Annotated in this window: 23 protein-coding genes and 1 pseudogene; 8 read left to right on the top strand and 16 right to left on the bottom strand. The window is 35.6% G+C overall.

Features of this window, described 5'->3' with window-relative positions:
* Positions 1-27 precede the first annotated feature (27 nt).
* Positions 28-384 carry a winged helix-turn-helix transcriptional regulator gene (locus KW502_RS14175; protein ID WP_219041215.1) on the top strand — a complete coding sequence of 119 codons (357 nt, stop codon included), beginning with the start codon at positions 28-30 and terminating at the stop codon, positions 382-384.
* A gap of 795 nt (positions 385-1,179) precedes the next feature.
* Here the strand turns inward: KW502_RS14175 and KW502_RS14170 are convergent.
* Together KW502_RS14170 and KW502_RS14165 are read right to left on the bottom strand one after the other, a co-directional pair.
* On the bottom strand, positions 1,180-1,881 hold the full coding sequence (locus KW502_RS14170) for a toll/interleukin-1 receptor domain-containing protein (RefSeq protein ID WP_219041214.1): 702 nt from the start codon (positions 1,879-1,881) through the stop codon (positions 1,180-1,182).
* 3 nt (positions 1,882-1,884) lie between these two features.
* Positions 1,885-2,127, bottom strand: a complete 243-nt coding sequence (locus KW502_RS14165; protein ID WP_219041213.1) for a hypothetical protein — start codon at positions 2,125-2,127, stop codon at positions 1,885-1,887.
* A 274-nt stretch (positions 2,128-2,401) separates the two neighbouring features.
* Here KW502_RS14165 and KW502_RS14160 point away from each other — a divergent pair.
* Positions 2,402-3,489: pseudogene (locus tag KW502_RS14160) on the top strand (transposase).
* 88 nt (positions 3,490-3,577) lie between these two features.
* Here KW502_RS14160 and KW502_RS14155 read toward each other — a convergent pair.
* The 8 genes from KW502_RS14155 to KW502_RS14120 form a co-directional block, all read right to left on the bottom strand.
* Positions 3,578-3,892, bottom strand: a complete 315-nt coding sequence (locus tag KW502_RS14155; protein WP_219041212.1) for a type II toxin-antitoxin system RelE/ParE family toxin — start codon at positions 3,890-3,892, stop codon at positions 3,578-3,580.
* Positions 3,874-4,116: a hypothetical protein gene (locus KW502_RS14150; RefSeq protein ID WP_219041211.1), complete on the bottom strand. Its 243-nt coding sequence runs from the start codon at positions 4,114-4,116 to the stop codon at positions 3,874-3,876. The genes KW502_RS14155 and KW502_RS14150 overlap by 19 nt, the downstream gene beginning before the upstream one ends.
* A gap of 328 nt (positions 4,117-4,444) precedes the next feature.
* A complete protein-coding gene (locus KW502_RS14145; RefSeq protein WP_219041210.1) occupies positions 4,445-5,020 on the bottom strand; it encodes an alpha/beta hydrolase family protein in 576 nt (191 codons plus the stop codon).
* A gap of 94 nt (positions 5,021-5,114) precedes the next feature.
* On the bottom strand, positions 5,115-5,927 hold the full coding sequence (locus KW502_RS14140) for a HEAT repeat domain-containing protein (protein WP_219041209.1): 813 nt from the start codon (positions 5,925-5,927) through the stop codon (positions 5,115-5,117).
* Positions 5,928-6,759: 832 nt separating this feature from the next.
* Positions 6,760-7,440 carry a hypothetical protein gene (locus KW502_RS14135; RefSeq protein WP_219041208.1) on the bottom strand — a complete coding sequence of 227 codons (681 nt, stop codon included), beginning with the start codon at positions 7,438-7,440 and terminating at the stop codon, positions 6,760-6,762.
* A 387-nt stretch (positions 7,441-7,827) separates the two neighbouring features.
* Complete coding sequence (locus KW502_RS14130; protein WP_219041207.1) at positions 7,828-8,568, bottom strand: hypothetical protein; 741 nt, start codon at positions 8,566-8,568, stop codon at positions 7,828-7,830.
* 1,154 nt (positions 8,569-9,722) lie between these two features.
* A complete protein-coding gene (locus KW502_RS14125) occupies positions 9,723-10,556 on the bottom strand; it encodes an RteC domain-containing protein (RefSeq protein ID WP_219041206.1) in 834 nt (277 codons plus the stop codon).
* Positions 10,557-10,566: 10 nt separating this feature from the next.
* The gene (locus tag KW502_RS14120) at positions 10,567-10,854 is read right to left on the bottom strand and encodes a hypothetical protein (RefSeq protein ID WP_219041205.1); all 288 of its coding nucleotides are present in this window, start codon (positions 10,852-10,854) and stop codon (positions 10,567-10,569) included.
* 237 nt (positions 10,855-11,091) lie between these two features.
* Between KW502_RS14120 and KW502_RS14115 the strand changes: the two genes are divergently transcribed.
* From KW502_RS14115 to KW502_RS14100, 4 genes are all read left to right on the top strand, one after another.
* On the top strand, positions 11,092-11,469 hold the full coding sequence (locus KW502_RS14115) for a DUF7793 family protein (RefSeq protein ID WP_219041204.1): 378 nt from the start codon (positions 11,092-11,094) through the stop codon (positions 11,467-11,469).
* On the top strand, positions 11,466-12,374 hold the full coding sequence (locus KW502_RS14110) for a helix-turn-helix domain-containing protein (RefSeq protein ID WP_219041203.1): 909 nt from the start codon (positions 11,466-11,468) through the stop codon (positions 12,372-12,374). Before KW502_RS14115 ends, KW502_RS14110 begins: the two co-directional genes overlap by 4 nt.
* Before the next feature lie 185 nt (positions 12,375-12,559).
* On the top strand, positions 12,560-13,003 hold the full coding sequence (locus KW502_RS14105) for a MauE/DoxX family redox-associated membrane protein (protein WP_219041202.1): 444 nt from the start codon (positions 12,560-12,562) through the stop codon (positions 13,001-13,003).
* Between the two features lie 463 nt (positions 13,004-13,466).
* On the top strand, positions 13,467-13,733 hold the full coding sequence (locus tag KW502_RS14100) for a DUF6520 family protein (RefSeq protein WP_219041201.1): 267 nt from the start codon (positions 13,467-13,469) through the stop codon (positions 13,731-13,733).
* 61 nt (positions 13,734-13,794) lie between these two features.
* Here KW502_RS14100 and KW502_RS14095 read toward each other — a convergent pair whose 3' ends face one another.
* The 3 genes from KW502_RS14095 to KW502_RS14085 are packed head-to-tail and all read right to left on the bottom strand — an operon-like array spanning position 13,795 to position 21,036.
* The gene (locus KW502_RS14095; RefSeq protein ID WP_255554263.1) at positions 13,795-16,662 is read right to left on the bottom strand and encodes a M16 family metallopeptidase; all 2,868 of its coding nucleotides are present in this window, start codon (positions 16,660-16,662) and stop codon (positions 13,795-13,797) included.
* A gap of 16 nt (positions 16,663-16,678) precedes the next feature.
* Entirely contained in the window at positions 16,679-18,082 is a 1,404-nt protein-coding gene (locus KW502_RS14090; protein WP_219041199.1) for a RagB/SusD family nutrient uptake outer membrane protein, read from the bottom strand.
* Between the two features lie 11 nt (positions 18,083-18,093).
* The gene (locus KW502_RS14085) at positions 18,094-21,036 is read right to left on the bottom strand and encodes a SusC/RagA family TonB-linked outer membrane protein (protein WP_219041198.1); all 2,943 of its coding nucleotides are present in this window, start codon (positions 21,034-21,036) and stop codon (positions 18,094-18,096) included.
* A 576-nt stretch (positions 21,037-21,612) separates the two neighbouring features.
* On the opposite strand from KW502_RS14085, the gene KW502_RS14080 reads away from it, so the two are divergent.
* The gene (locus KW502_RS14080; protein WP_219041197.1) at positions 21,613-21,972 is read left to right on the top strand and encodes a helix-turn-helix domain-containing protein; all 360 of its coding nucleotides are present in this window, start codon (positions 21,613-21,615) and stop codon (positions 21,970-21,972) included.
* Between the two features lie 221 nt (positions 21,973-22,193).
* Here the strand turns inward: KW502_RS14080 and KW502_RS14075 are convergent, their stop codons facing one another.
* The gene (locus tag KW502_RS14075) at positions 22,194-22,547 is read right to left on the bottom strand and encodes a hypothetical protein (RefSeq protein WP_219041196.1); all 354 of its coding nucleotides are present in this window, start codon (positions 22,545-22,547) and stop codon (positions 22,194-22,196) included.
* A 245-nt stretch (positions 22,548-22,792) separates the two neighbouring features.
* On the opposite strand from KW502_RS14075, the gene KW502_RS14070 reads away from it, so the two are divergent.
* Positions 22,793-23,734, top strand: a complete 942-nt coding sequence (locus tag KW502_RS14070; RefSeq protein WP_219041195.1) for a DpnII family type II restriction endonuclease — start codon at positions 22,793-22,795, stop codon at positions 23,732-23,734.
* Between the two features lie 2 nt (positions 23,735-23,736).
* Here KW502_RS14070 and dcm read toward each other — a convergent pair whose 3' ends face one another.
* Entirely contained in the window at positions 23,737-25,092 is a 1,356-nt protein-coding gene (gene dcm, locus KW502_RS14065) for a DNA (cytosine-5-)-methyltransferase (RefSeq protein ID WP_219041194.1), read from the bottom strand.
* Positions 25,093-25,098: 6 nt separating this feature from the next.
* Positions 25,099-25,374, bottom strand: coding sequence for a DUF6471 domain-containing protein (locus KW502_RS14060; protein WP_219041193.1), 276 nt, complete (start codon positions 25,372-25,374; stop codon positions 25,099-25,101).
* Between the last annotated feature and the right edge of the window lie 355 nt (positions 25,375-25,729).

The following is a 25,729-nucleotide window of genomic DNA, read 5'->3' as shown; positions in this document are numbered from 1 at the left end:
TAGAAAGGCATACAGAAAAAAGATACCATGGCAAGCGAACTCAAATTACAGTCGACGAATTATGAGAACTTGAAAATTTTGGCAGAATATTGCAATGTCAATAGTATTTTAAAAAGAATAGGCTTACGCTGGAAAATGCAGTTGTTATATTGTATCTCAGAAGAGGTCTACCAATTTAGCAAACTAAAGAAAGTTTTTCCAACCATATCTGATCAGGTACTGGCCAAACGAATAAGTGAATTGCAGGATGAGGGATTGATCTGCAAAAGAGAGATATCAGGCACCAACCCCCAACAATTGAAATATTCAGTTACCGATAAAGGTAAAGATCTTATCGAGATCATATTGGCACTGAACAGCTGGGGTGAAAAGTGGGAGAATTAAATGTGGTCAATAACATTAAATTGGTTATAAGTTCAGTTTTTAAAATAATGCTGTCATCTTATTTCGCAGTAGGTTTGAGTTCGAACTTATTAGTCAATATTTGAATGTTTGCATTTTCGGCAGTCGATTCTCATTTGTTGCGTTAAGTTCTTGAATTCAGGCGATTTTTTCTGCATTACACACAACGGTTTTGGCTAGGCTTTGTGCGGAAAGAAAATCGCCTAGATTTTCGAACACGTACTAAGCTGAAGCTTTTTTTGGATTTGTTTTTTTAATTTCACAAAGCCAAAGAAACAAGATTTGGCGACTTAGTAAATATACACAAAACTATGAGAAAGCACAGGACCCGCATAAAGTTTAGCCGGTGTGCCTATTGCACAACCTCTTTCTTAATCAAATTTAAAATTAATAGTAGATTTCAATAACACCATACCCTTAGAAAGCAACAATTTAACTATTCCTAAAAATCAGAATAATCCTCTTTTCTTAGAAATTTAGACTTGTGCAACGGTTACCGGTGTTGTGTGGCGTTTTTATTTTGAAATCATTTGTATCAAGTATCATTGTTTCTTTTCTATTCCAGTTAAGAAACTCTTCACATTTAAATTCAAGATTTTTCCCAACCCATTTTATAAATTCAATGTCGTCCATTTTAAAGAGACTATATTCTGCTAATTTACAAACGATATAAAACTAGAAAACCACTCTAAAGCGGTTTAAATAAGTGAGATTTTCTAAGAATTAGAGGCTTGTGCAACGGTTACCATTGTTATGTGTAGTTATTTTAATTATCTATCAATAACTTTCAACTGTTTCAGGCGTAACTAATTCAGTTAATTTAGAAGCAATTTCTTCCATAGAATCCTCTATTGTACTTAATCCACTGCGAGAACCAAGTAACGGACTTGCATCCCTTAAATTCTCATAAGTTGTATTGTGAACAATTGGTACTATCAAGTCACGAGCTAAAAGTGCAGAAAGTTCTTTGTCAGCGATACCTGCTCCTTCAATTCGTTTAAGAAATAACGGTGTGACTAAAACTATTCCAACTCTAGATTTTATTAATCCTTTATCAATTTCACGCATTAGTGGCGAACCTAAGGCAACATCTTTTTCACTAAACCAAACCGAAACACCCTTAAATTCTAATAAGTCGTGTAATTCTTTTGCAGCACCTTTTCTGTCATCCCAAGCGTGACAAAGAAAAATATCGCGTAAATCTGGTTTTTCTAAACGTTCCTCAACATTTTTTCTAACGGGTGTTAGTGTTCTTATCTCAGCCGGTGTATATAAAACAGTTGAGCCAGATGACGACCAACTCGCTTTTCTTTTTCCATTATTGTTATTACTGCTTGAAGATCTGTAAGATGATGAAGAATAAGGTTGAGAATATGAGTAACCATATCCATAACTGCGACTTCTACTTCCACAAGCTGGACAATTCGCTCTTGCACTTGCTGAACGATGTCCATTTATAGGTGCTGTACATCTTGCCATAATTTATCTTTTTTTGTTCGATTGAGATAAAACTGAACCTGCGAGAGTTTTAGTTTTATTGTTATATTTTTTACTGGTCATTACTGTTGAAGCTAAATCTTCTAATTTCGCACCTGTTTGATTTGTACTTTTAGTTTGTGATAATACTGATCCAGCCAGTTTTTTAGCAGTGTTTGATGCGTTTTGATTTTTTAAAGTTTTAGCAGCAAGAGACGCAACACTTTTAGATGTTTTTTTCTTATTCATAACATTGGAATTTTATACTAATCCAAAATTATGTAAATAATCTAAAAGTTTTTTTAAAAATATAAATACTTATCAACTAGGTTTTTAACAATATGTTTTTTTTAATTACACATAACGTTTAGTATAACCGCAGTTACGGGTTAAATTTAATGTTTTTCGGATAAGCACCGACGATAGCAATTACGCGTGGATTCGGACGTAGTCGAATCCGCCGTAATTGCGGTTATACATTGTGCCTGTTGCACAATTTACTAAAAAAGATTAAATTCATGATATGCAAGGCAAAAAAGTATATCAAGAGCAGTTATTCAACAGTTTTCGGTTGAGCGACCGCGTACCGCCCACAAATTTCTACCGCCGATTGAAAGAAGCCTTAAACTTAGATTTTCTCTATGATCTTACTCGAGGTTTTTACGGCAGCAGTGGTCAAAAGAGTATAGATCCTGTTGTGTTTTTCAAGCTCTGCTTAGTAGGTTATCTGGAGAACATCATCAGCGACCGCAAGCTTATTGAACATTGCCGTATGCGATTGGATATTTTGTACTTCATTGGTTATGATATTGACGAAGAGCTGCCCTGGCATTCCACCATCAGCCGCACGCGGCAGTTGTTTCCCGAAGATATTTTTGAAGCGGTTTTCACTAAAGTGTTCACGCTTTGTGTGGAGGCCGGGATGGTTAGCGGGCATACTCAGGCTATCGACAGTGCGCCTGTAAAAGCCAATGCTTCGATGGACACTCTGGAACTAAAAGTACCTGAAGAGGAGTTAGAATCTCATCTGCGCAGAGTTCGTCATATTAGTGCGATGGATAAAGAGCAGCCATTTCGTAAAAGTAAAGGCGATAAATCAGATAAAGGTCAGCGCAGCATAACGGCTAATGAACAGGAACTCCAGGCGATCTCTAGCCGCAACAAGCGTTGGAGCAAAGATCAGGATCAGCGTCCGGGATCAGGAAATAAAGGCAGTAAGTATACCAGCAATAGTGCCTTCCTCTCACTCCGTTCGTCGGAGGCATTACAGTCCTACCGATCCTGATGCCCGTATCAGTGTCAAGCCCGGCAAGGCCACAGGGCAGGTATATGAAAGGCAAACGACAAAGCACGGTAGAACCCGTTTTTGGAACCTTAACTCAGTTTATGGGGCTTAGAAAAGTAAACACCTTAGGATTAAAACAGGCCAACAAGTGTATGCAGCTCTCAGCTATTGCCTACAACCTCAAGAAATACCTGAAGTTTATTGAAAAGCGCACCAAAAGTGGAGCAGGAATGCTCGGCATGTTTTTAAAGTTCATAATGACGTTAAATAATGCGTATAAGTCCATTTTAAAGAGACTATATTCTGCTAATTTACAAACGATATAAAACTAGAAAACCGCTCTAAAGCGATTTAAATAAGTGAGATTTTCTAAGAATTAGAAGCTTGTGCAACGGTTACCGGTGTTGTAAAACGTTATTTTCTGTTTTCTAATATTTTCAATAGTTTTTTAGGATTTTGTCGGTTATCCCAAAATGCTGTGATTATTATTTCTTTATCATTAAACTTATAGAAAATACTAAAATTTCCTAGTGAAGCTACTCTGGTATCTTTAAAGTCAGCCGGTTTATAAATTAAAGGTTGATCGGCTATTTGTTTTGTTCTCTCCGAAACCAATTTTAAGAGTTTCTTTGAGTAAGTTTTCGATTTATTTTTATTTACCCAATATTCTAAAATTCCTACCAATTGGATGTCAGCTGTTCGGGTCCAAGTTACATTGCGTTTAGCCATTCCAAATTTCTTTTATCCATAGCATCTTGAGAAATTAGTTTACCGTTTTTAATATCTTGCTCACTCATTTCTAACATAATTTTTTGCTCTTTCGTCAGTTCAATAATGTCAGATTCAGAAGAACTTGAAGCAATTAGTTTATCAAGAGCTACTAAAAAATCTTTATTTCTAATAGATAGTATTTTGTCTATCAATCCGTTTCTTATATTATCTACAGTTGCCATATTATTTAAATTTAAGTTCTAAATATCCAAAAAATTGCTCGTTTTTCCTAATGTTGCCCAACAGTTTTGGCTAGGCTTTGTGCGGGATTGAAAATCGACAAGATTTTCGAACACGTACTAAGCCGAAGCTTTTTGTTTGGTTTTGTTTATTTGGTTTCACAAAGCCAAAGAAACAAGATTTGGCGACTTAGTAAATATACACAAAACCCGCATGAAGTTTAGCCGGTGTGCCTATTGCACAACCTCTTTCTTAATCAAATTTAAAATTAATAGTAGACTTCAATAACACCATACCCTTAGAAAGCAACAATTTAACTATTCCTAAAAATCAGAATAATCCTCTTTTCTTAGAATTACTTGTGCAACGGTTACCATTGTTGTGGTGCCGTTTTATTATTTTTTCGCTTAAATGTTCAGCGAATTGAGTTTCGCAATAGACTTGATGTCCTTTATCTGATAGGATTTCATATTCAAGTTCCATATTTTCAAACCATTCTACCGTAGGTTTATATTCGTCATCTTTCCCAAAGTAAAGTTCTAAATTTCCTTTAGGTCTTTCAGTTTCATTTCTAAGTCTTGTTGATGAGACACAGACTAATGACTTAATATTATCAGTTTTAAGACCGAAATTCCAAGCAATTGTTCCACCAATGCTAAATGCTAGAATATTCACCTTTTGTTTTTCACTCTCTACTAGTTTGTCTATCGCTTTTTCTATTCCACCACTTATAAACTGTTTGTGTAAGTTTTCTTGAGTATAATTTGATACATCAATTTGTCCAAGTTCGCAACTATCGTAGAACAAAATATCAAATTCTATCTCTAAAATCCGAGTATAATTAATTAACCATTCAGATTTTTCCCTTCCCCACAAATCTGAAATTATTATTATTCTTTCTTTCATAAACGCTTTTTTCAAATGCGCCACAACGGTAAATATAACAAACGTTGTTGTCCCAAAGGGCAACTATGTTTTGTTATATAGTGTTAGCGGTATTTTAAACTTTAACACTTTCTCCATTTAATAAACCTTTTGCCCACCAATATCCTTTATTATTATTCAACCACTTATTTATTATCGGTTCATTTACCATTTCAGGCCATTGAATGCAAAGAGCGAGTACCGCATCCAAGTTATCTTCTTTAACAAGTTTCATCAGTCTTTTTATAGTGTTTTTCCAATCGAACTTTGTTTTTTGAATTACGCGACAAGCAGCTCCTGCTGATTCATCCTTGCTTTTAAGTGCCGTTCTTACGGCTTTTTTAATATCCGAATCAATTTCATTTATACAATAAGGTATTGCATCCAATGCGTACATTCTTGCTGTGCTATCTTTATCTTTTGAGAAAAAAATGAGTACTTTAGATAGTGAATTATCAATCATTGCAATTTCTTTGAATGCCCAGGGTATTCTCCACCTGACTTCCCTGTTTTGGTGTTTTGATAGGGAAGAAAGTATTGGAATTAATGGAGCTGATTCTTTACCCAAATTTCCACTTGCCCAAACCGCAGATATTTGAACTTTCTCGTCTTCATCTTTAAGCATTTTAGCTAAAAGGCTATTGACAGATTTAGAGGGCATTTTCAATACACCTATTAAATAAACCACGCATTTTCTTACAATTGGGTCAGAGTCATTTTGTAGTTCAATCAAGTCTTTGACAATTTCCAACCTTTCTGCGGAAGCAACCTTTTTGTCATCAAAATACCATTCAGATGTCCCTAATAAATGATTAGCAGATTTATTCTTTTCTTCTGTATTTCCTGATTTTATTTTTTCTAACCAGTTAGAAACATTACGTCCTATCATAAGCTAATTTGATTATTTGTATTACCGCTAACATGTAACTAAACGCTATTGCGTTTAGTTACAATTTATCGATTATCCAAATATAAAGAATCTAATGGATTTTTTAAATTGATGATTGGCCACATGGGTATCAATTTTTGTCGTTTTTGTGGTCTTATACCCTAAAAACTGTTGAGTAAAGTGTCTTATTTTTAGTTTCGTCGTAAAACAAGTAAAAATAACAGCACGGGCAGAGCAGTGCTACCTAGCAAAGCGATTGCTATACGCAGGATAAAAGCTTTTATGTTGTTTTCAAGAAGTCTAACATCAGTCTAGACTTTTGTTTACCATTTTGAATGCTTAGCGTGTTTATTGCTCTTACGCAAGAGAACCCCCTACTATAAGCACCTGCTCCCAACTTCTCTCTCAAGTTTTTACTATTTTTAAAATACGCGCAGGATGAAATTTTTTATGATTTAATAAATTACCACCTATAATCGCATCTGATCTATAATAAAACATGCTAACGCAAATAATAATCAGGCATCCTTCAGGGAAAACCTCGCTTTCAAAATTTTGCATAGGTACTTCTACAAAATCGGGAGATACCGTTAACGTTAAAAGTTGTTGTTGGCAAGGTTTATAATCTTTCTTTTGGAAAGCACATATCCAATAGCAGATTTGTAGGGATTCTGCTCTGGGTAGCCAATATAAATGATTTTTGGAAGTAAAAGCTTTTTGTTTGGATTTGTTTCTTTGGTTTTACAAAGCCAAAGAAACAAGATTTGGCGACTTACCAAATATACCAAAATTCTCGATTTAGAAATGACGCAGCTATTTGTTATATACGGTATTACCACACGTTTTTTATTCCGTTAATTTTCTCTCCTTGTTCAATTAATTTTTCTGAATATTCATCATTCTCATTGATTTTAAATATTTCAAATTCCACGTGTTTATAGAAATGTTTGTTAAGATTTGTTTTAATATGTTCTGTATTTAACTCAATTTGTTTAGAAAGTTCTATTCCAATAACAAAATATGGCTCTTGATATTCCTCAACATTAACAAATAAAGCGATATAAACATTTCTAACAGGAACAATATTTAAATCCGTTTTTTGTAAAGATTTGATTATATTTTTTTTGTCTGATTTATTGACTTTTGAAAATATATTATGAATGACCTGAATATTTACTTCTCTTTTTTCAAGTTGTTCTTGAGTTAAATTGGTCAAAATATCTTTGGTAATATCTATTCCTCCATTTTTATTAATTTTATAAGCATCATATGTTAAAAATGGTCCTTTAAAAATAAACCAAGGTCCAAGTAAAAAATTCATTCGATTATATTTTCTCCTAAACTTTTCAATTTCCTCATTTCGTTTCATGAATATTGCTGGAGAAAATCTTAATAAGGATATTACTCCAAGTCCAATTCTATAATTGAATATTATAAACTTTCCTCCAGAATCAATATCTTTTTTTAGACTTTCTAAATTTTTGTTTTTTATGTTCTGAAGTTTGTAATTCATATGTGTGGTAACATGTAACTAAACGCTATTGCGTTTAGTTACAATTTATCGATTATCCAAATATAAAGAATCTAATGGATTTTTTAAATTGATGATTGGCCACATGGGTATCAATTTTTGTCGTTTTTGTGGTCTTATACCCTAAAAACTGTTGAATAAAGTGTCTTATTTTTAGTTTTGTCGTAAAACAAGTAAAAATAACAGCACGGGCAGAGCAGTGCTACCTAGCAAAGCGATTGCTATACGCAGGATAAAAGCTTTTATGTTGTTTTCAAGAAGTCTAACATCAGTCTAGACTTTTGTTTACCATTTTGAATGCTTAGCGTGTTTATTGCTCTTACGCAAGAGAACCCCCTACTATAAGCACCTGCTCCCAACTTTTCTCTCTCAAGTTTTTACTATTTTTAAAATACGCGCAGGATGAAATTTTTTATGATTTAATAAATTACCACCTATAATCGCATCTGATCTATAATAAAACATGCTAACGCAAATAATAATCAGGCATCCTTCAGGGAAAACCTCGCTTTCAAAATTTTGCATAGGTACTTCTACAAAATCGGGAGATACCGTTAACGTTAAAAGTTGTTGTTGGCAAGGTTTATAATCTTTCTTTTGGAAAGCACATATCCAATAGCAGATTTGTAGGGATTCTGCTCTGGGTAGCCAATATAAATGATTTTTGGGGGTAAAAGCTTTTTGTTTAAAATGGATACGCCTTTGACTATCCAACTCCCAATTCAGAGTCCAGAGTTCTGAGTTATCTTTATATGGACTATGTTTGTTAAACTCAAAGCCCTCTAATAGTTCTGGAGTTCCTGACCATAAATCTTTTCGACCTAAGGGCAAGCTAGCATGTGTACGCATAGCTTGTAAAACTTTGCTCCGTAAGCGAGTAGCCATCTCTGGACTATGATAGCCTTGTATGATTTGTTGGCAGCCGTAACTTATTTTTTTTGCCACTTGTGATGCTTTCCCAAAATCTGAGGCTGCTTTTTGTGTAGATTGGGTTTGTTTAACCTGACTGTAATCAGGCCTAGTTTGAACAACTATTTTTCCATTAACCACTCGGAAAATTAGATTACCTAAGCCTCCTACAATTTGATTCTTTTCGTTTAAATGTGCCATGTTTTTAGAGTTAATTATATCATATTTATAATGCAAAAAGTATGATTTCAGTTTGAGTGCACTATAAAGTGCAGTGCAATGGTCTAGTACTGTAAGCACACTGGACTCACACTGCTCACAATAGGGCTTTGCTATAGAGCAGGTATTTATTATTCATGAATTTTGAATGAATCGTAATGAACTTTCCGAACTCAAGGGTCTATTCTCTAGTTGCTAACCTTACTTCTCTTTCATTCATCTACTTTACTGTTGCTTAAGTATTCGTGAAGCCAAAAAAAGTCGATTCCCATTGCCGAAAAAGACATCGACCGTAGGAGATGCACGAACCCCCAAGAAATAATAGCGCGTTTTCTTATCCTGTGCAAGAGAAACCCCTCCGCTAATCTCTTGCGCCGCCAACCCCGCTGCAAAAATGCTTGGCATTGCTACAGCACTAAAAATAGTCCCGATTTTTTTTAACTACAGAAAGCTTTTTTTACTTCTAATCACTAATCTCTAGTATCTATTTTCTATTCTCACTGCCAATTCAAAAATCCTGCTTCTTGCTTGTTGTTTCAAAAAAATAGTCTAGCTTCTCTTTTCTTTTACTCATTCACTTTACTATTACTTAAGTATTCGTGAAGCCAAAAAAAGTCGATTTCCATTGCCGAAAAGACATCGACCGTAGGAGATGCACGAACTCCCAGGAAATAATAGCGCGTGAGCTAAACAAAAGTCTAGGCTTATTTTAGCCTTCTTGAAAACGACATAAAAGCTTTATCCTGCGTATAGCAATCGCTTCGCTAGGCTATACTCCTCTGCCCGCGCTGCAGCTTTTATTTGTTTTGCTACGAAAACTAAAAATAGACCGTATTTTCCTACCTCTGTCCTTATGAATTTGTTTTAGCATCTTATTTGGTTACTTGTCATTTCGAGCGGAGTCGAGAAATCTTTTTATTAATTTTTATTAGTTCATAAGTAGTTAGTTTTTTATACCTTCAATTCTCTAACTTATAGTTTGAGCCTCTAGAAGAAAAACATCCAACATTCAGAATTGTACTCAATTCTCACTACCAATTCAACATTAAGAATTCAAAAATCCTGGTTTCTGTTTCCTATTTCTTGTTTCAAAAAAACAGTCTAAATTCTAGTTTCTAGTTTTTAAATTTGCTTCGCTATTCTTCTGCCTCATACATTTTTTGTTCTAAGTTTACTTTAAGGTGATCTAAAAATTTAGTAGGCTGTAGTTTGCGCGCTCTTATTTCGGTATAGGTACGGTAGAGGTCACCCACATCTGTTTGAAAAATATACTGGAGTGCGCTGGCTATTTCTTTAAGTTCGGCTTCTCCACTATTTAAAGCCCTAGCCGAATATAAAGCATATACCAATTCTGTCATCGCTGTTTTAGAAGCTGTCCATTTTAAATTACTCACTTTTTTTAAAGGTAATTTTTGATGAGGCTGTTTAAGCTGAATTAAAGTAGCCTTAATATGATCAATCAGTTTGTGCTTCGCTTTTATTTTTGCCCATAATAAACGATAATTACTTTCAAATTCTAAGCTTGGCGTTTCCTCTATTAATGATTTTAGTGTGCCTTCTGAACCTTGAGATATTGAAAAAAACTGTGGATCTAAATACGTTTCTCCCAATTCCATATAGTTAGCGAACTCTGAATATTGATAAAAAAATTTGTTTATTTTTTTTAATTCTTTCTCCAAATAAGCGACCTGAAATTGCAAACCCGCCTTGGGTTTTTGTAATTCACAAGTTCGTAACTCTGTAAAATATAAAAAATAACTCAAGGGGATAGATTGCATATTTTTAAAAAAATTAATCTCTTCTGTGAGCAAGTCAAACTCATGCTCTGCTAACCATTTTTTCAATTGCACTAAACTGTGATAACTAGAGTGAATTCCTTTTACTGCCATAGCAACAAGCGTATACTCTTCTTGTTGTAAACTTATTAACTGCTCTTCAAAGTCTTTAATGATTTGTTTTGCTTTTTTCATGTCTATAGATTTAACTTAAACTCAATAGGCTTGCTATCTTATTCTTTAAAAAATTAGTTGTCGCTCCCCATAAGCTTTTTTTAGAAGGTCTTTTGATCTTTAATTTTACGCTTTCAGCTTGTTTCAACCCCAAATTAGCGGTAATTTCAACATGGCAAGGTTTTTCTCCCTTAACATCAATTTCTTGACTCTCAAAAGGCGCTATTTCTGGTATTAAAGACAGTATTTTAGTTTGTTTTTCATGGGTAATTACTTGAGCTACCCTTTCTAAAAAATGATGGTGTGTAGTTGGTGCCATTTCCGTTTTGCTTTATAGATTAAACACTTAGAAACATGAAGCTATAAAAATGATGCTCGAAATAAAGAACTCCTTGGTTAGCAGCGAACAAATAATACCTTACAGGTAATTTTTTATCCTTTATAGACAAATTTTCAGCTCAAAAACAGCTTTTTTTTATACTATTTATTCGAAAAATATATTGTTAAAAAGTTAAAATAAATTATTGTTTGTAATTTTAAAGTTAAAATTATAGCTATGCATAACTATATTCACACTAAATATGCAGAAATCTACATCAAAGAGGGAATTGTCTTTTTTCGCTATTTAACGATTGAAGATTTTGACGAACACGTAGCGAAAGAATTAGTCGCTATACGATTACAGCTTCAACGTGAACAAACCTACCCTGTTTTGTGTGATGTAAGGGCGCTCAATATTCCTAGTAAAAAAGCAAGAAACTATTTAAGTATTGAGGGCTCGTTACTTGTAAGTGCAATAGCTTATTGGGCAGACCCCCATACGACAAAAGAGTTGACAGATTTTTTTTTAAAGATAAACCCACCTCTAGTACCTTCTGCTATTTTTACAGCTAAAGAAGAAGCTATTATGTATTTAAAAGCTTTTATTTCATGAACCCTCATACGCTACATACCGATCGGCTAAAAGCTTTAAGAACCATGATTTTAGAACTTGCCAAAGGCAATTTCGCATACCGGCTACCCATCAACACGACTACCGCTCAGCCCAAAGATGTGGAGATTTTATTGAATGTTCTTGCCGAAGAACTGGCCGATTTCTTTGTATACGCTAGCTCATTTAATGAGCGTAATATTCCCGAGCCTTTTATTTTTGTATTAGATACAAAGCATCACATTTGCGGATTAAATGAGCGTTTTAGAAAACTACTAGGCTATCTTGAACATGAACTTTTGCACCAGCCCCTCTCTAAAGTAATGACTGCATCTTCTCTAGAACAATTAAAAGAAAAATTACAAAACATTGCATCACAAGAGCTCAATGCCTCTCACCCTATTCTACTTTGTTTCTCTACCCAACACCAGACGCTGTTAGATTGTTGGGGCTATTGCCACTGGGTTTCAGATGGGAAAAAATCTTATTTTATCTTTCGAGGATCAGTGATTGAAAAACGAAAAGACCCCCCTCAGCCTCCTATAAAATTACCTCCCAATCGTACTTATGCTACCTTACAGTTACAAGCAGACCTACAAAACCTTAAAAGGGTACACCAATTTATTCTAGAAAATCTTCATACACAACTTCCTTCACTACACCTTATTGCACGGCAATTTCATATGAATGAGTTTAAACTCAAAACGGGTTTTAAAGAACTTTACCAAACTACCATTTTTAAATTTCATCTGAACAAGCGTTTAGAAATGGCCATGGTCATGATAAAATTTACCCCCACTTCTATAAAAGTTATCGCTACAAGCTATGGCTTTAAAAGTGCAGCTCATTTTTCTCGAGTTTTTAAAAATAAATATGGCAAGAGTCCGAGATATTTTAAACCTAAATAGGGAGGGTTATTAGGTAAAATAGTAGGTGTTTTAGTGGTTCTCGATACATTTTTAGCTGCATTGCATTTCGTAAAAAACACACGAACGGATAAGGCATATTCTTAAAAATACCTGATAGTCAATATTTTATCCTTTAAGGAAAAGTTATTTTAAAGACCTTTAAACCATACAAAAATGTATTTGTTATGAAGCCACAAACTCGTCTACTCAATTTTATTCGCTATGGATTTTTAATGCTCTTTTTTTACGCAGGATTAACGAAGTTGTTAACGGAAGACGCGTTTTACAACAACTTATACAATTCGCCTCTTTTACCAAAAAACAGCGATTTAATTAGCGTCTTCGCTTGGAGCCTCCCTTTTCTTGAAATTAGCATAGCCTTAAGCCTACTAGTACAGCATTATATTAAAGCTTCATTGATCGCGGTGGTGAGCTTATTAAGTTTTTATGCCGTGTATGTCGCCGCTCTTCTTTGGTGGGCACCTTACCAGCCTTGTTCTTGTGGGGGTGTGAGTAGCTTATTGAGTTGGAAACAGCATCTTTTACTAAATGGGGTAGGCATTGCTTTCGCTTTTATGGGACTTTATGTTATTAGAGCTAGGAAAAAGAAAATAGAGAGTAGAGAGTAGAGAGTAGAGAGTATAGAGTAGAGAGTATAGAGTATAGAGTATAGAGTAGAGAGTATAGAGTAGAGAGTATAGAGTAGAGAGTAGAGAGTAGAGAGTAGAGAGTAGAGAGTAGAGAGTAGAGAGTAGAGAGTATAGAGTATAGAGTATAGAGTATAGAGTAGAGAGTAGAGAGTAGAGAGTAGAGAGTAGAGAGTATAGAGTAGAGAGTATAGAGTATAGAGTATAGAGTAGAGAGTATAGAGTAGAGAGTATAGAGTAGAGAGTAGAGAGTATAGAGTATAGAGTAGAGAGTAGAGAGTATAGAGTAGAGAGTATAGAGTAGAGAGTATAGAGTATAGAGTATAGAGTATAGAGTATAGAGTATAAGGAATAAAAAAAATTGTTGCGCAACAAACAACCAGGAAGAAGCTGAAAACCTGTAGAAAAGAGTAAGCAATTTTATAAATCTTTAAATTTTTACATTATGAAAACTAAATTTTTAATTCCCGTATTAGCGTTAATTTTCGCTACGGGCATGTCGTTTACAACGGTAGAATTAGGAAATGAACAAGCCATGGATTATATCCGCTTGAACAATCAATGGGAGGCTATTCCTGAAATTAATTGCGGTGTAGTAGGAGAAAATAATTGTCAAGTTAGCTTACCCGATGGTAGTATTCATGACATTTATGATCTTCAAGATTTTAATTCTTTAAAGAAGTCCACGCGTACCACTCCGTTTGAACTGTAAAATTTATTAACCTCATAAAAAAGAAAAGAAGCACACTATAATGGTGTGCTTCTTTATTTCGTTATAACCTTTCCTCTCCCCTCATAATCACTTCTACTTTATTGTTGTCTTGAAAATAGGTATTGGCCATGCTTATCATATCTTCTACCGTAAGGGTATTGATAAAGTTTTGATAAAGGTTCAAGTTTTTCCAATCCTGCTCATAACGTAAATGCTCAAAAAGTAGCTGTTGCATCGTACGATGCTTTCTAAGATTATCACTAGCATACTTCATCGAGATTTTTTCCTTCGCCCGAAGAAAGTATTCACGTGTAATTTTGCCCTGTTTCAGCTCTTTAATAATGAGCCCGATTTCCTTTTGTATAGGGATCAATTCATCCGGCTGGCAGGTGATTAAAAAAGAAAATTGATGACGTTGTTCATCGAAATTGTAATGACCGTACGTGCCGTAATTATAAATTGAAAATCCTTTTTCATGCCGTAAACGTTTGAGCATAATTTCGGTAAGCTCACTAAACACTTCTAAGTTTAAGGTTTCTTTCCATCTATTTTTAGTGTTTGAATGCCCTCTATAATAACTGGCCTGATACATGACATTTTCCATAGGAGTAGCACTATAAACCGTTTGCTTTTTAGGGCCTTGAAAGCTAAAACCGGGAGAATGATGGATGGAGGAACAATCTGACTGCTTTGTTTCTTTTTGGGGAATGTTGCCCAAATAGGTCTGTACCAGCGGTATAATTTCCTGTATCGCCATATTGCCGGTAATTAAAAATGTCCAATCTTGCGGTGAACTAAAAAGCTGATTATAGATCTGATAACTTTTTTGGGCGTTGGTTTTTAAAATCCCTTCTAAAGCTTCTTTCCCCTTTAGACTACGAAAGTTAAATAAAGGAGGTATAGCTCGATCTTCTACACTATGACGGATAGCATTTTGAAAATCAGCTTGTAAACTTTTCTCTTCGCTACGTGCGGCTAAGGTTTCTTCTTTCCAAGCCTCTACAGTAGCATTTTCTATATGAACCGGTTGAAAATAGAGACTTATGATTTGTACGAGCTCTTCTGCACTGCTTAAATCTCCCTTTACTTGAACACTAGATTCATAATAATCAATGTAAGCATTACTATTGAGAATACCGTTATTTTCTTTAAAACGATCAAGCTCTCTTTTAGAAAATCCTTTTATCGCTTTATAGTGTACCAAACTTGGAGCATTTAGGGCCGAATAATAATCTTGATCGGGAAAACACGAGGCTCCCTTTGTAGTCCATCCTTGAATAGTTAGAGAATTCGCCTCCACACCCGCAGACGGCTGAAAAGCCTTCATTATAATTCGTAGCCCGTTTGCCAATATAAACTCTTCGGTATCGGGTATGGTAGGTTTTACCTTGGTATAGGTTACTTCCTTTAGGTGTTCTTTCTCCTTTTTAGTGTAAAGTTCTTCTATAATTTTTGGAGCTTGATAAGCTTCTACGGGTTGCTTATACGCTTCTACTATCCACTGGCGAACTTCCTCTTCACTATACTGGAGGGCTTTACTACCCTTGGGAGCAATAATTCCGATATCCTGAGGGAGGGAAGAAAGAAATTCAGTGCAGTAAACATTCAACTCTTCCACCGAAAGTTCTTGTATCCATGTTAGCAGTCCCTCTTTTCGATAAGGAAAAAGCATTTCGTTTTTAAGGGCGTAGTTAAAAAGTTCCCCATTCCAATATACCTGTTTGGCTATCGGAATTTCCGAGAGATAAATCTTTTTTACCTTTTCCAGTTCATTTTGATAAACCCCATCCCTTTTTAATTGTAGGATTTTTTGCACCATTAACCCAAAAGCCTGTTCCCGTTGAGCAATGGGAGCGGTAAAACTTAGCTCAAGAGAAAAAGGGTTTCCTCCATAGGTATAGGTATCTTTAGCTCCGATATGAGCTGAAAACAAGGGCGATTCCATTTCCATTTCCAGATAGCGCTTAGAGAGAATTTGGCTTATCAACTGAAAAGCAACATAGTCTTGAAAGCCTTCTTTGGTGTGCAAACGATTCACCAGTTGCGGTTGTCTAATATACCAAAAAAAGCTTGCATCCTCTTTCTTGGTCGTTTTAAAACCATTATCCCATTGCTGAACTTTAAACTCTGGGGCACAGCTTTGGTGTGCCTGATGAATATCTACAACAGGATAAGAAGTGTTAGGCTTAGGTAAACCCCTAAAGACTGCTTTAATCCGCTTTTCTATTTCCGCAGGAGCTTCTATATTCCCTACAATCATCACGTTCATTAAATCTGGGCGGTACCATTTTTTATAAAAACGCTTTAGGTCTTGAGGAGAAAAATGCTTAATGTGTGTCAAAAAATCATCAAAAGAGCTTCGAAAAGGAAACATCTTGGCTTCTAGATTCTTTTGTGCCTTAAAATACGCCCAGTTTTCTTGATTTCCCATCAGATACTCCTGTAAAACCGAACCCCTCTCTTGATTAATATACCTATCGGTAAGCTGCAAATTCGTAGCGATATCCCGAAACCAACGTAAGCCCATTTCAAAAGCCTGCATGTTATGTGTGGGAATATTGAAATCATAGCGGGTATATTGATTCGATGTCGTACCGCTTATATCCCTAATGTTCATACCTAAGCGTTGAAGTTGGGCTTCATCTTTTATACTTTTGGGGATATGTTTTGTAGGTTTAAAAGCCATATGTTCTGTAAAATGAGCTAACTCCAATTGCGAAGAATCTTGGTGATGAGCACCTACATTCAAATACAACCGCATAGTGGTTTGGGCAGTGGGTTCGTCTATATCTTTAATAAAATAGCGCAACCCGTTTGGGAGTTTCCCATACCGCAAGCCTGGGATATGGTCAAGATCTGTCTGTGACTGGACCGGCAACCCGGCAAATAGTGTACATAAAAATAAACCTAGTATATGATTAAAATTCATAAGTTGTGGTATTTAATTAATAACCGGGATGCTGGATAAGGTTGGGGTTGCTTAGTAATTCTTTAGCCGGAATAGGATACCGCAGATCTGTTTCTTGCCAACCGGGACTTTCGGCAGCGAAAAATTCATTAGCCTTTCCGGTACGTTTGGCATCTAACCAGCGGTGTCCCCATTCGGTAAAGAGCTCTTTTCTTCGTTCGATCAGGATTTCTTCGAGTAATGCCTGTTGACTTATACCCGAATTAGAATCTGCCAGCAAAGGCACCCCTGCTCTTTCCTTAATGTGATCTATATCGGCTATAGCGCCTTGCAAGTTATTTTGCCTTGCTCGCGCTTCGGCGCGAATCAAGTATTGTTCTGCCAAGCGCATCAGCATCGAATATTCGGTAACTTCTGCCGAACTGTTCTGAATTTTATACTTATAGGCATAATACACCTCCAGTTCTTCATGATAGTTCACCCAGTTAAGCTTTCGCTTATCTTCAGCCCCCATCGCATTCACTAATTCTTCGGTAAGTTTCACATACGATAACGAGGGGAAATAAGGGTTGATGATAAATACCGAGCCTTCATTGGTATTAGTGGTAACGGTACCGGCGCCTGTGGGGGAAAGCTGCCAAATGGCCTCTTGGCTATTTGCTAAGAATACCTCATTCATATCGGTAAGCAAGCTATAGGTTCCGCTTTGTGCAATCACCTCGCTGCTGTATTGTTCGGCTAATTCCCAATTTTCTAAATAAAGGTGTACGCGCGCCAATAAGGCCTTGGCAGTATAAGCATTCACTTGTGTACGTTCTTCAACAACCGCATTTCCCTCCAACTGGCTTATCGCCATTTCCAGGTCATTCACTATTTGCTCTTGTATTCGGGTAGTAGTACTAGCTTCCAAAAGTGCATTCGTTTCATAATCGGTAGTTAACACTAACGGCACTTCCCCATATAAATTCGTTAAGTAGAAATAAGTAAAGGCCCGTATAAAAGTAGCTTCCCCTTGTAAACGTGTGGCCAGTTCTGGAGAGAGGTTGTTAGCAGTTTGAATCCCTTCCAACAACGAATTTGTCATATAAATAATATTATAGGCACTTCTCCACAGGCTTTCATTATACGTATTATCGGGCAATAAGCTGTGCTGTTGAAACTGTAAAAGATCTAAGGCATTAGTATTGATAAGGGCTAAGTTATCGGAAGATAAACCTCCCAACACACTTACGCTTCCTAACCATCCTGCACTGTAACTCGCTTGATAAAGTTGATTGTAGATGCCTCGCATGGCACTTTCGGCCGTTTCATCACTTGCAAATACTTCGCTGCTTACCAGTTTATGATCCGGTTCTTCTACTTCCAGCCAATCCTGGCATGAGCTGATGCATACAAGTACTACTACCAAGCTTAGCTGTTTGATTTTGTCTACTATTTTCATGGTATTTTGATTTAAAAATTAAGTTGAACTCCTGTGGTAAGGGTACGTAAACCTGAAAAGGCAGTTCCGCCGTTAGGTATGGCCGGGTCCATTCCTTTATAGGGGGTAATCGTTAAGAGATTCTGACCGGTCATAAAAAAGGTCACCTCACTTAGGCTTAAGGATTCCAGCCAATGGGTGGGTAGGCTATAACTGAGGTTCAGGGTCTTTAACCGAATAAACGAAGCATCTTCACTCACTAAATCAGATTCGGTAGCTCGGGCATAGGCTTGAGATGCTTCCGGGGTTTGCGAAACTTGCGTATAGGGGCTTGAATCATCCCGTACTTCATCGAGTTGATTTTGCGGAAACCCTGTGTTAAACAAGCCGGTAAAGCTTCCTTTTTGCTTTACAAATTGAAACAAGAATTGAAGGGAAAAGCCTTTATAACGAAAGCTGTTATTTAACCCGCCAAAATACGCTCGAGAGCGATCAAATATCACCTGACGGTCCTCTTGGTCATATACCTCATCTCCATTTTGGTCTTTTACCTGATAATACCCCGTTGCTTCATCTATCCCTTGGTAGGCATACAGCAGCCCAATATTTAAAGGATGCCCTACGCGATAGCGATCGGCATAAGGAGATTCTTCCAAGCCGGGGTAACGTAGCAATTCATTTTTTGGAAAACTGATATTAAATGAGGTCTCCCACCGGAAATCTTCACGCCGAATATTCTCACTAGAAAATTCTAGTTCTACTCCCCTATTTTCTACCGTAGCCGGCAGATTAGCCTGTACAGAGGTAAACCCGGTAATTCCTGGTAAGGGATACCCCACCAACTGGTTAGAAGAACGGTTGCGGTACACACTTACCCCTACATCAATTCGACTTTTAACAAAACCCAATTGCACGCCTGCCTCTGCTTTTTTGTTTACCTCCCACGAATAGTTAGGGTTTGCTAAGCCCGTGGGATATACCCCTCCCGGGCCCATTGTCGCCTCATACGCATCTAAATAGCCATAATCGGGAATTTGATCATTCCCGGTGGTTCCATAACTTCCGCGCAGTTTCCCGAAGGATACCCAGTGGAGGCGATCCTTAAAAAAGGCTTCTTCAGTAAAAATCCAAGCCGCACCGATGGCCCCAAAATTGGCAAAGCGGTTTCCTTCCGCAAAACGCGAAGACCCATCCCGCCTTCCGGTAAGGTTTAGGTAATATTTTTTATCCCAATGTAGCCCTAGCCTAGAAAATACGGCTTCATAGCGGTAATCGGTATTTCTGGCCCGTGCATTTATTAAGCTTTCTGCCGCACCTAAATTTCCAATTAAAGCTTCAGAAATATATTTATTTCCTTGTACGCTAAAAGTGTCGTATTGGTTTTCCTGAAAGGTACCTCCTACCAAGGCTTGAAGGTTTACCTTGCCCCATTGCTTCGTGTAGTGCAATTGGGGTTCGATAATCCAAGATTTGCGTTGGCTTTCGGTGGTTAACGACGTATGCAAAGGCGTTCCTGCGGGATTATACGAACGCTTGGGCATTTTAACCAGTTCATCACTTCTATAATCGGTAAAGCCCAGGTTGGTTTTTAATTCCAGCCCGTCGACAAGTACATAAGAAAGGTTAAGGTTGGTAATTAAGTTACGCGCTTGGGTAGTACTGCTATTAAAAATTCCTTCCAAGGGGTTCGTAAGCCCTGCTTCACTCCATGCTTCCCAATTTAAGCTACCATCATCTAGATAGAGCTCTGGTGCATTGGGTGGGAGTTGAAAAGCTTTTAAACCAAAATTAATTCCATCGCCCAAGAGTTCATTTTCATCTACCCCATAATTGATAGCTAAGTTGAGTTGAAACTTGTTATCCTTAGCATGGTGATCGAGGTTAAATCCTCCGGTAAACTTTTGGTATTGTAAATCGACCGGATAAATACTTCCTTGTTGATGAAAAGCCCCGTTTACACTAAAATAGGTTTGGTCGTTTCCGCCTTGGGCGGCAATATTTACATCGGTAATGGCTGCTGTTCCTCCTAAAAATTCTTCTTGCCAGTCGGTGTATCGATCTTGATCCCACAGCAACAGATCATAGGCATTGGTTTCATTGGGTTCTACGCCATCATTGGTAAAGGCTTGTTGGCGCAAGCGCAAATATTCTTTTGTAGTTAATAGATCCAGTTTGTTAGGTACGCTAGCCACTCCACTATAAATACGCGCTTGAATTCCTTTTTGGTCTTTTCCCTTTTTGGTGGTAATTAAGATGACCCCATTAGCCCCACGCGAACCGTAAATAGCGGTCGCATCGGCATCTTTTAAGACTTCGATGCTTTCAATATTGGAAAGGTTCAGCGTGCTTAGCGGGTCTATTCCTGCAAAGCCCAAACTGCTATTACTTTCTATAGGGGTAGAATTTATGGGTACCCCATCGATAATGTAGAGTGGGGAATTCCCTTCTTGTCGTAAACTATTTTGCCCTCGAATGCGAATAGTCGGCGCCGCGCCCGGTGTAGCAGAATTAGTATTCATCTCTACTCCTGCCATACGTCCTTGCAGGGCTTGTAGCGGACTAACCAACGGTTGTAATTCAATATCTTTCCCACTCACCCGGACAATATTCCCCGTTCGCTCCCGCTCGGTGGTACTGTAATACCCCGCATTAATCACGACCTCTTGTAAGGCATGAGCTGCAGGCGCTAATTGTATAGCTAAAAAGTTTTGCTTACTCACTGCAATTTCTTGAGGTTGGTAGCCCATATAGCTAAAAACTAAAGTGTCTTTTGTGCTTATGTTTAAGCTAAACTCACCCTCAAAATTAGTAGTAATTCCCTTATTTTGGTGTTTTACGCGTACGTTTACCCCAGGAATGGGCATTAACGAAGTGTCTGTCACCTTGCCGCTCATCTGCTTTTGTTGTGCATTTGCCTCTAAAAAAAAGGCACAAAAGAGTAAGCTTACAAGGTAGGTCTTGTAATTATATTTCATAAATTTGTGCTGTTATTTACGTTAAGTAAATTAATGTTTAGCCTTCCTAGCCGTGCAAAGCTTTAGGGGGGCTTTTTTGTTTTAATTTTTAGCTTCTAGCCTTTAGCGTCATGCAAGCTTATTATAAACTCATATGCTATGCTAATCTTTCTCGGCCTTGTTATTTCAAACGGAGTCGAGAAATCTTTTTTTTAACTCATAGGCATTAGGGTGTTAGCATACCTTTAGGTATGGTGACACGACCTTCCTTTAACTTAAAATAGAAATTAACAGCTTTGAAATTTATAGAGCGGGGCCCATACAAAAAGGCGTGGAAACTCTACTTATTGCATTAGTGGTACTGGTATACCTGTGTACGAATAAGAGAGCCCACGCCCGGGTCGTGAGCATCCTTACTTATCCTCTCGTACACATAAAATTACCAGTTTTCTAATGCGAGATTCAAAGCGAATGCTTCTAATTTTTTTATTTACAGAAGTATCGCAAATATATGTTATCCAAACAAATATATGAATTAAAACTATTCAATACAAATTTGTATCGAATAAAAACAACTTTTTTATCAATTTTTACTTTATGAGTAAAACAGATAAAAATGAAATTAAGCTTATACGTATTCAGATAGGCTGCATCATTAAATACGAGAGATTAAGTAAAGGTTTGTCGCAGGAAGAACTTTCGGTGCGAATTGATACAACATCTACAACTATAGGAAGAATAGAAAGAGCAGAGCATAGTTGTAATTGGGAAATACTTATTCTAATTTGTAACCAATTAAATATTGAAATCGAAAGGTTATTTTCGTTAAAAAGCAATAAAGAATTACAATTAATTATCTCTAATACTATTGATTTAGAAAAAAAACTAACTAAGGAAAAAAATAACTATTATAATTCGCTAAAAAAACGAATAGAGAAGGAGTTTGCTTTGCTGTAAATAACAATATCTATCTAATTTTTTTCCACTACTAAAACTACTATCCCTATAATTTTATTGCCCAAAATACTATATTCTATTTCAACAAAAAAGTTCTACTGCATATAGGGCATATCGAGTAGTATTTTCTAAATAATACTCGATAAAAATACCTTCAGTAAATGTTACCTTATATTGTCTCGCTATGGGTAAGCGTTTAAACTCATAGTGTGTCATTATAATTAAAAATTATTTTTTTGAGGCACCAAGCCAAACAGTTTTAAATAAGCTTTATACGAAAGCCATAAAGAAGCCTCCCTGCGATCGCTATCGTGGCCTTTCCATACTTCCATTTTCACTTTACTATCTTTATAGACCAGAAATACGCTATCTTCTAAAAATTGAAGTAAATAATCTTTTTTATTGGGATTTTTAAAGAGTGTAAATACCGCTTTTTTTAAAGCTAAAAAGCCATCATCATTATCAGTGGCAGTATTTTGAATGTAAAAAGAAGAAAATTTACCTTCCTTGGTTTTAAATATAACTTCGTAATGTTCTTTACTTTTTGAAATCTCTGCATTTTGGGTTTTACCCATTAGCTTTTGCCCGTGGGTAACATGAGTTAATAGAAATAGAATGATTAAGATTCTAAACATAGGTACAACCTATATAAATAAATTTAGCTTATACTCTTTAAATATAAGTTTTATAATATTTATTTATGATAATTTAACAAAAACCTGTGTTATCCCGTTAGTTTAATGTGTAAACAGCTATATTTGTTAGGATATAACTAGTTACCCAACATATAAAAAATACGTACATTTAAGAAAAATTATTTATGGATAAATTATCATTTGAAGATTGGAAAAATAGTATGTCATTTATGGTAGATGATGATTTTGATAATTCTTTCCTTGGAACTATTATTCCGCTGACTCAATTAATTAATAATAATTGTGCGTCATTTTCAAATAGTGATAATTTAACATTGTTTTTGACTACTAATACAAATGGAATAACAGCATTAAAAAAATTAAAAGCATTTATTTCTGTTATTGGTCTTTCAGAAGAGAGGTTAAAACGAGTAGTTTCTTTAGTTAGATTTAAATTTTTCAATCAAGAATTTAGGTCTGAATGGAATGTTGGTCAAATTAGCAGAGCAATAGTATCAAACCAAGAATTTAGAACTCTATTAATTGATTTCTTTATTAATGCTCGAAATTCGAGAATTGGCAGAGAAATGCCTCTATATTATATGAGAAATTTCAAATTGAATGACCAAGCATTCATTAACGATTTAAGTCAATTTAGTTATGTTGAAAGAATCTTAAATGATAATGAAATACAGGGAAAATACTCAAATCAAGTAGGAGATTACGTTGAAAAGAAATTGATAAAAAAGCATTTAGATAATTATAAAAATACCATGAATGCTGATTTAATCTATGAAACCCAAAAGGAATTTCCATTGTTGGCAAAAAATTTGGATTTTATTATACCGAGTGTAGATGCACCAACCATACTTATTGAATCTGTTTATAATATAACAACAGGAAGTAGTCAATCAAAAAGAGCTGACCAATTAGTGGAGCTATACGGAATATTGATGCGCTACAATGCAAACAATCGGCACAATAAAATAATTATGGTAAATTATGTAGATGGATTAGGTTGGGTTGGAAGACAAAATGATTTGCACAGAATATATGATGCAAGTGATTTCGTTTTAAATCAGAGTAATATTCATTTACTTAATAGCATACTTGATGAATATTATTAAACTTAATTAATTAAAAACCCTTCTTCTTTCTTATTTAATCTGTCAATATATTCAGAATTCAATAGAATTTCTGCAAGTTTTTTAGAAACGTGCTCGACAACAGGAACAGCAACTGTATTTCCTAATAAATCAAAAGCTTCTGTTTCTTTGACTGGAATTTCATACCATTCTGGATAACCGAATAAACGTAATCCTTCACGTATTGTCAATCTTCTTAAACCATCATTATCAGGAACAGCCAATCGAGAAACGTCAGTAGCAACTAGCGTTGGTGCAATATCGTTTGGATCCAATATTTTATTTATTTCGAAACTCAATTTTCCAGTTACAATATTGTAACCTTTTGGCTTTGTCTCATCGTAAACACGAAACTTTTTTTCTCCATTTTCAGTTTTCTCCCGAACTAACTTTTTAGGATGCTCAAATCTTAAATATCCTTTTTTAACCAAATCATCCAATAATACTTTGAGGTTATCATTTTTATGGAAAGTTGAGATTTGCTTTAATGTCAATGACATTCCATCCATCCAGTCAATACCAATTTTTTCAGCCCAATGCTTTTTACGCCTTTCCTTAAAAAGTTTATTCAGTAAAATTATTTGTTCATCTGAAACTTCCCCTTTAATTCCAATATCCCAACTATGAATATTGTTGTCTCCTCCTCTTTTGTCCTTAATGGACTTTCCATACAAATCTTCCATTTCAAAATGACGAAAAAGTTTTTCTGTAAAGTCAGATTTAATGGTTTCTAAACCGTTTTCTAAAATAGTTTTTAAAGGCTTAAATTCTTTGTTCGAAAAAGTAAGATTTGGTTTTTCATCTTTAGTACCAACAATAAAAATCCTTTTGCGAGATTGGGGCAAACCAAATTCAATAGAATCTAAAACTTTCCAAGAAACCTTATAACCTAATTCATCCTTTAACTTATATAAAATAGTAGATAAAGTCCTTCCTATTTTATCATTTTTGTTTTCTAAATCGTGCTTAACAAGTCCTTCAACATTTTCCAGTATAAATCCATAAGGATTTTTATCTCTTAAAATTCTTTCAATTTCAAAAAACAATGTGCCTCTTGTTTCAGCAAATCCGTAACGATTTCCAGCAGCACTAAATGCTTGACAAGGAAAACCACCTAATAAAAAATCAAAGTCTGGAATTTGTTCATTTTCAACTTGGAAAATATCTCCCACAAAATAATCGTGACTGAAATTCTTTGCTAAAGTTTCAACTGCATATGGTTTAATCTCGGAAGTCATTACACATTCAGTTTCAAAACCTAATTCATTAAACGATTTTTCAAAACCTAATCTTATTCCCCCAAGTCCAGCAAATAAGTCTATAAATTTAACTTTTGGCATTTTTTATTATTTTTTTAGGTTATAATCTACTTGTGGTTCAGCAGCAATTGATAATTGATTTTCGTATTCTTCGATTTCGATTTTTTCGCATCCAATAACAGTTAAACATTGTAAAAAGAAAGATGCACTAAAAGTACCTCGACTGATTTTACTATCGATACTCGATTTGGTTTCTTCAATTCCAATTTGTTCAAGCATATTTGCCAAGTCTGAATTTGAAATTCCTCTACGAACCAATTCTGACTTTAATAAACGCTTGACTTTATCATTCCAATCTGACATAATTATGGATTTGATTTATTGCAAATTTGAATAATTATTTGTAAATATGCAAATAAAAAGGCAAAAATAAAAATACGTTGGGTAACAACGTGTATAAATAATAGCGGTTTTAGTGCTTAATCAAAGTTACTTTTTTATCTTTAAAGTCAAGATATAAACCGAAAAGTTAGTGTGTTAAATCCGCTACTATTCATACACAAGACCGTCAGACTGTCTCAAAACCATGCCATCTTTACCGATTATTTTTCAGGATATGATCTTTGGTATGTTTATTTTTAAGGTATGGAATACCAACAAGGACAAGACCGCGAACAGCTCAGCCTTTATTCGACCTGTTTGGATGATATGATCCCAG

The organism is Mesonia aestuariivivens (assembly GCF_019311235.1).
Taxonomy (GTDB): domain Bacteria; phylum Bacteroidota; class Bacteroidia; order Flavobacteriales; family Flavobacteriaceae; genus Mesonia; species Mesonia aestuariivivens.
This window is presented reverse-complemented; position numbering and strand designations above follow the sequence as displayed.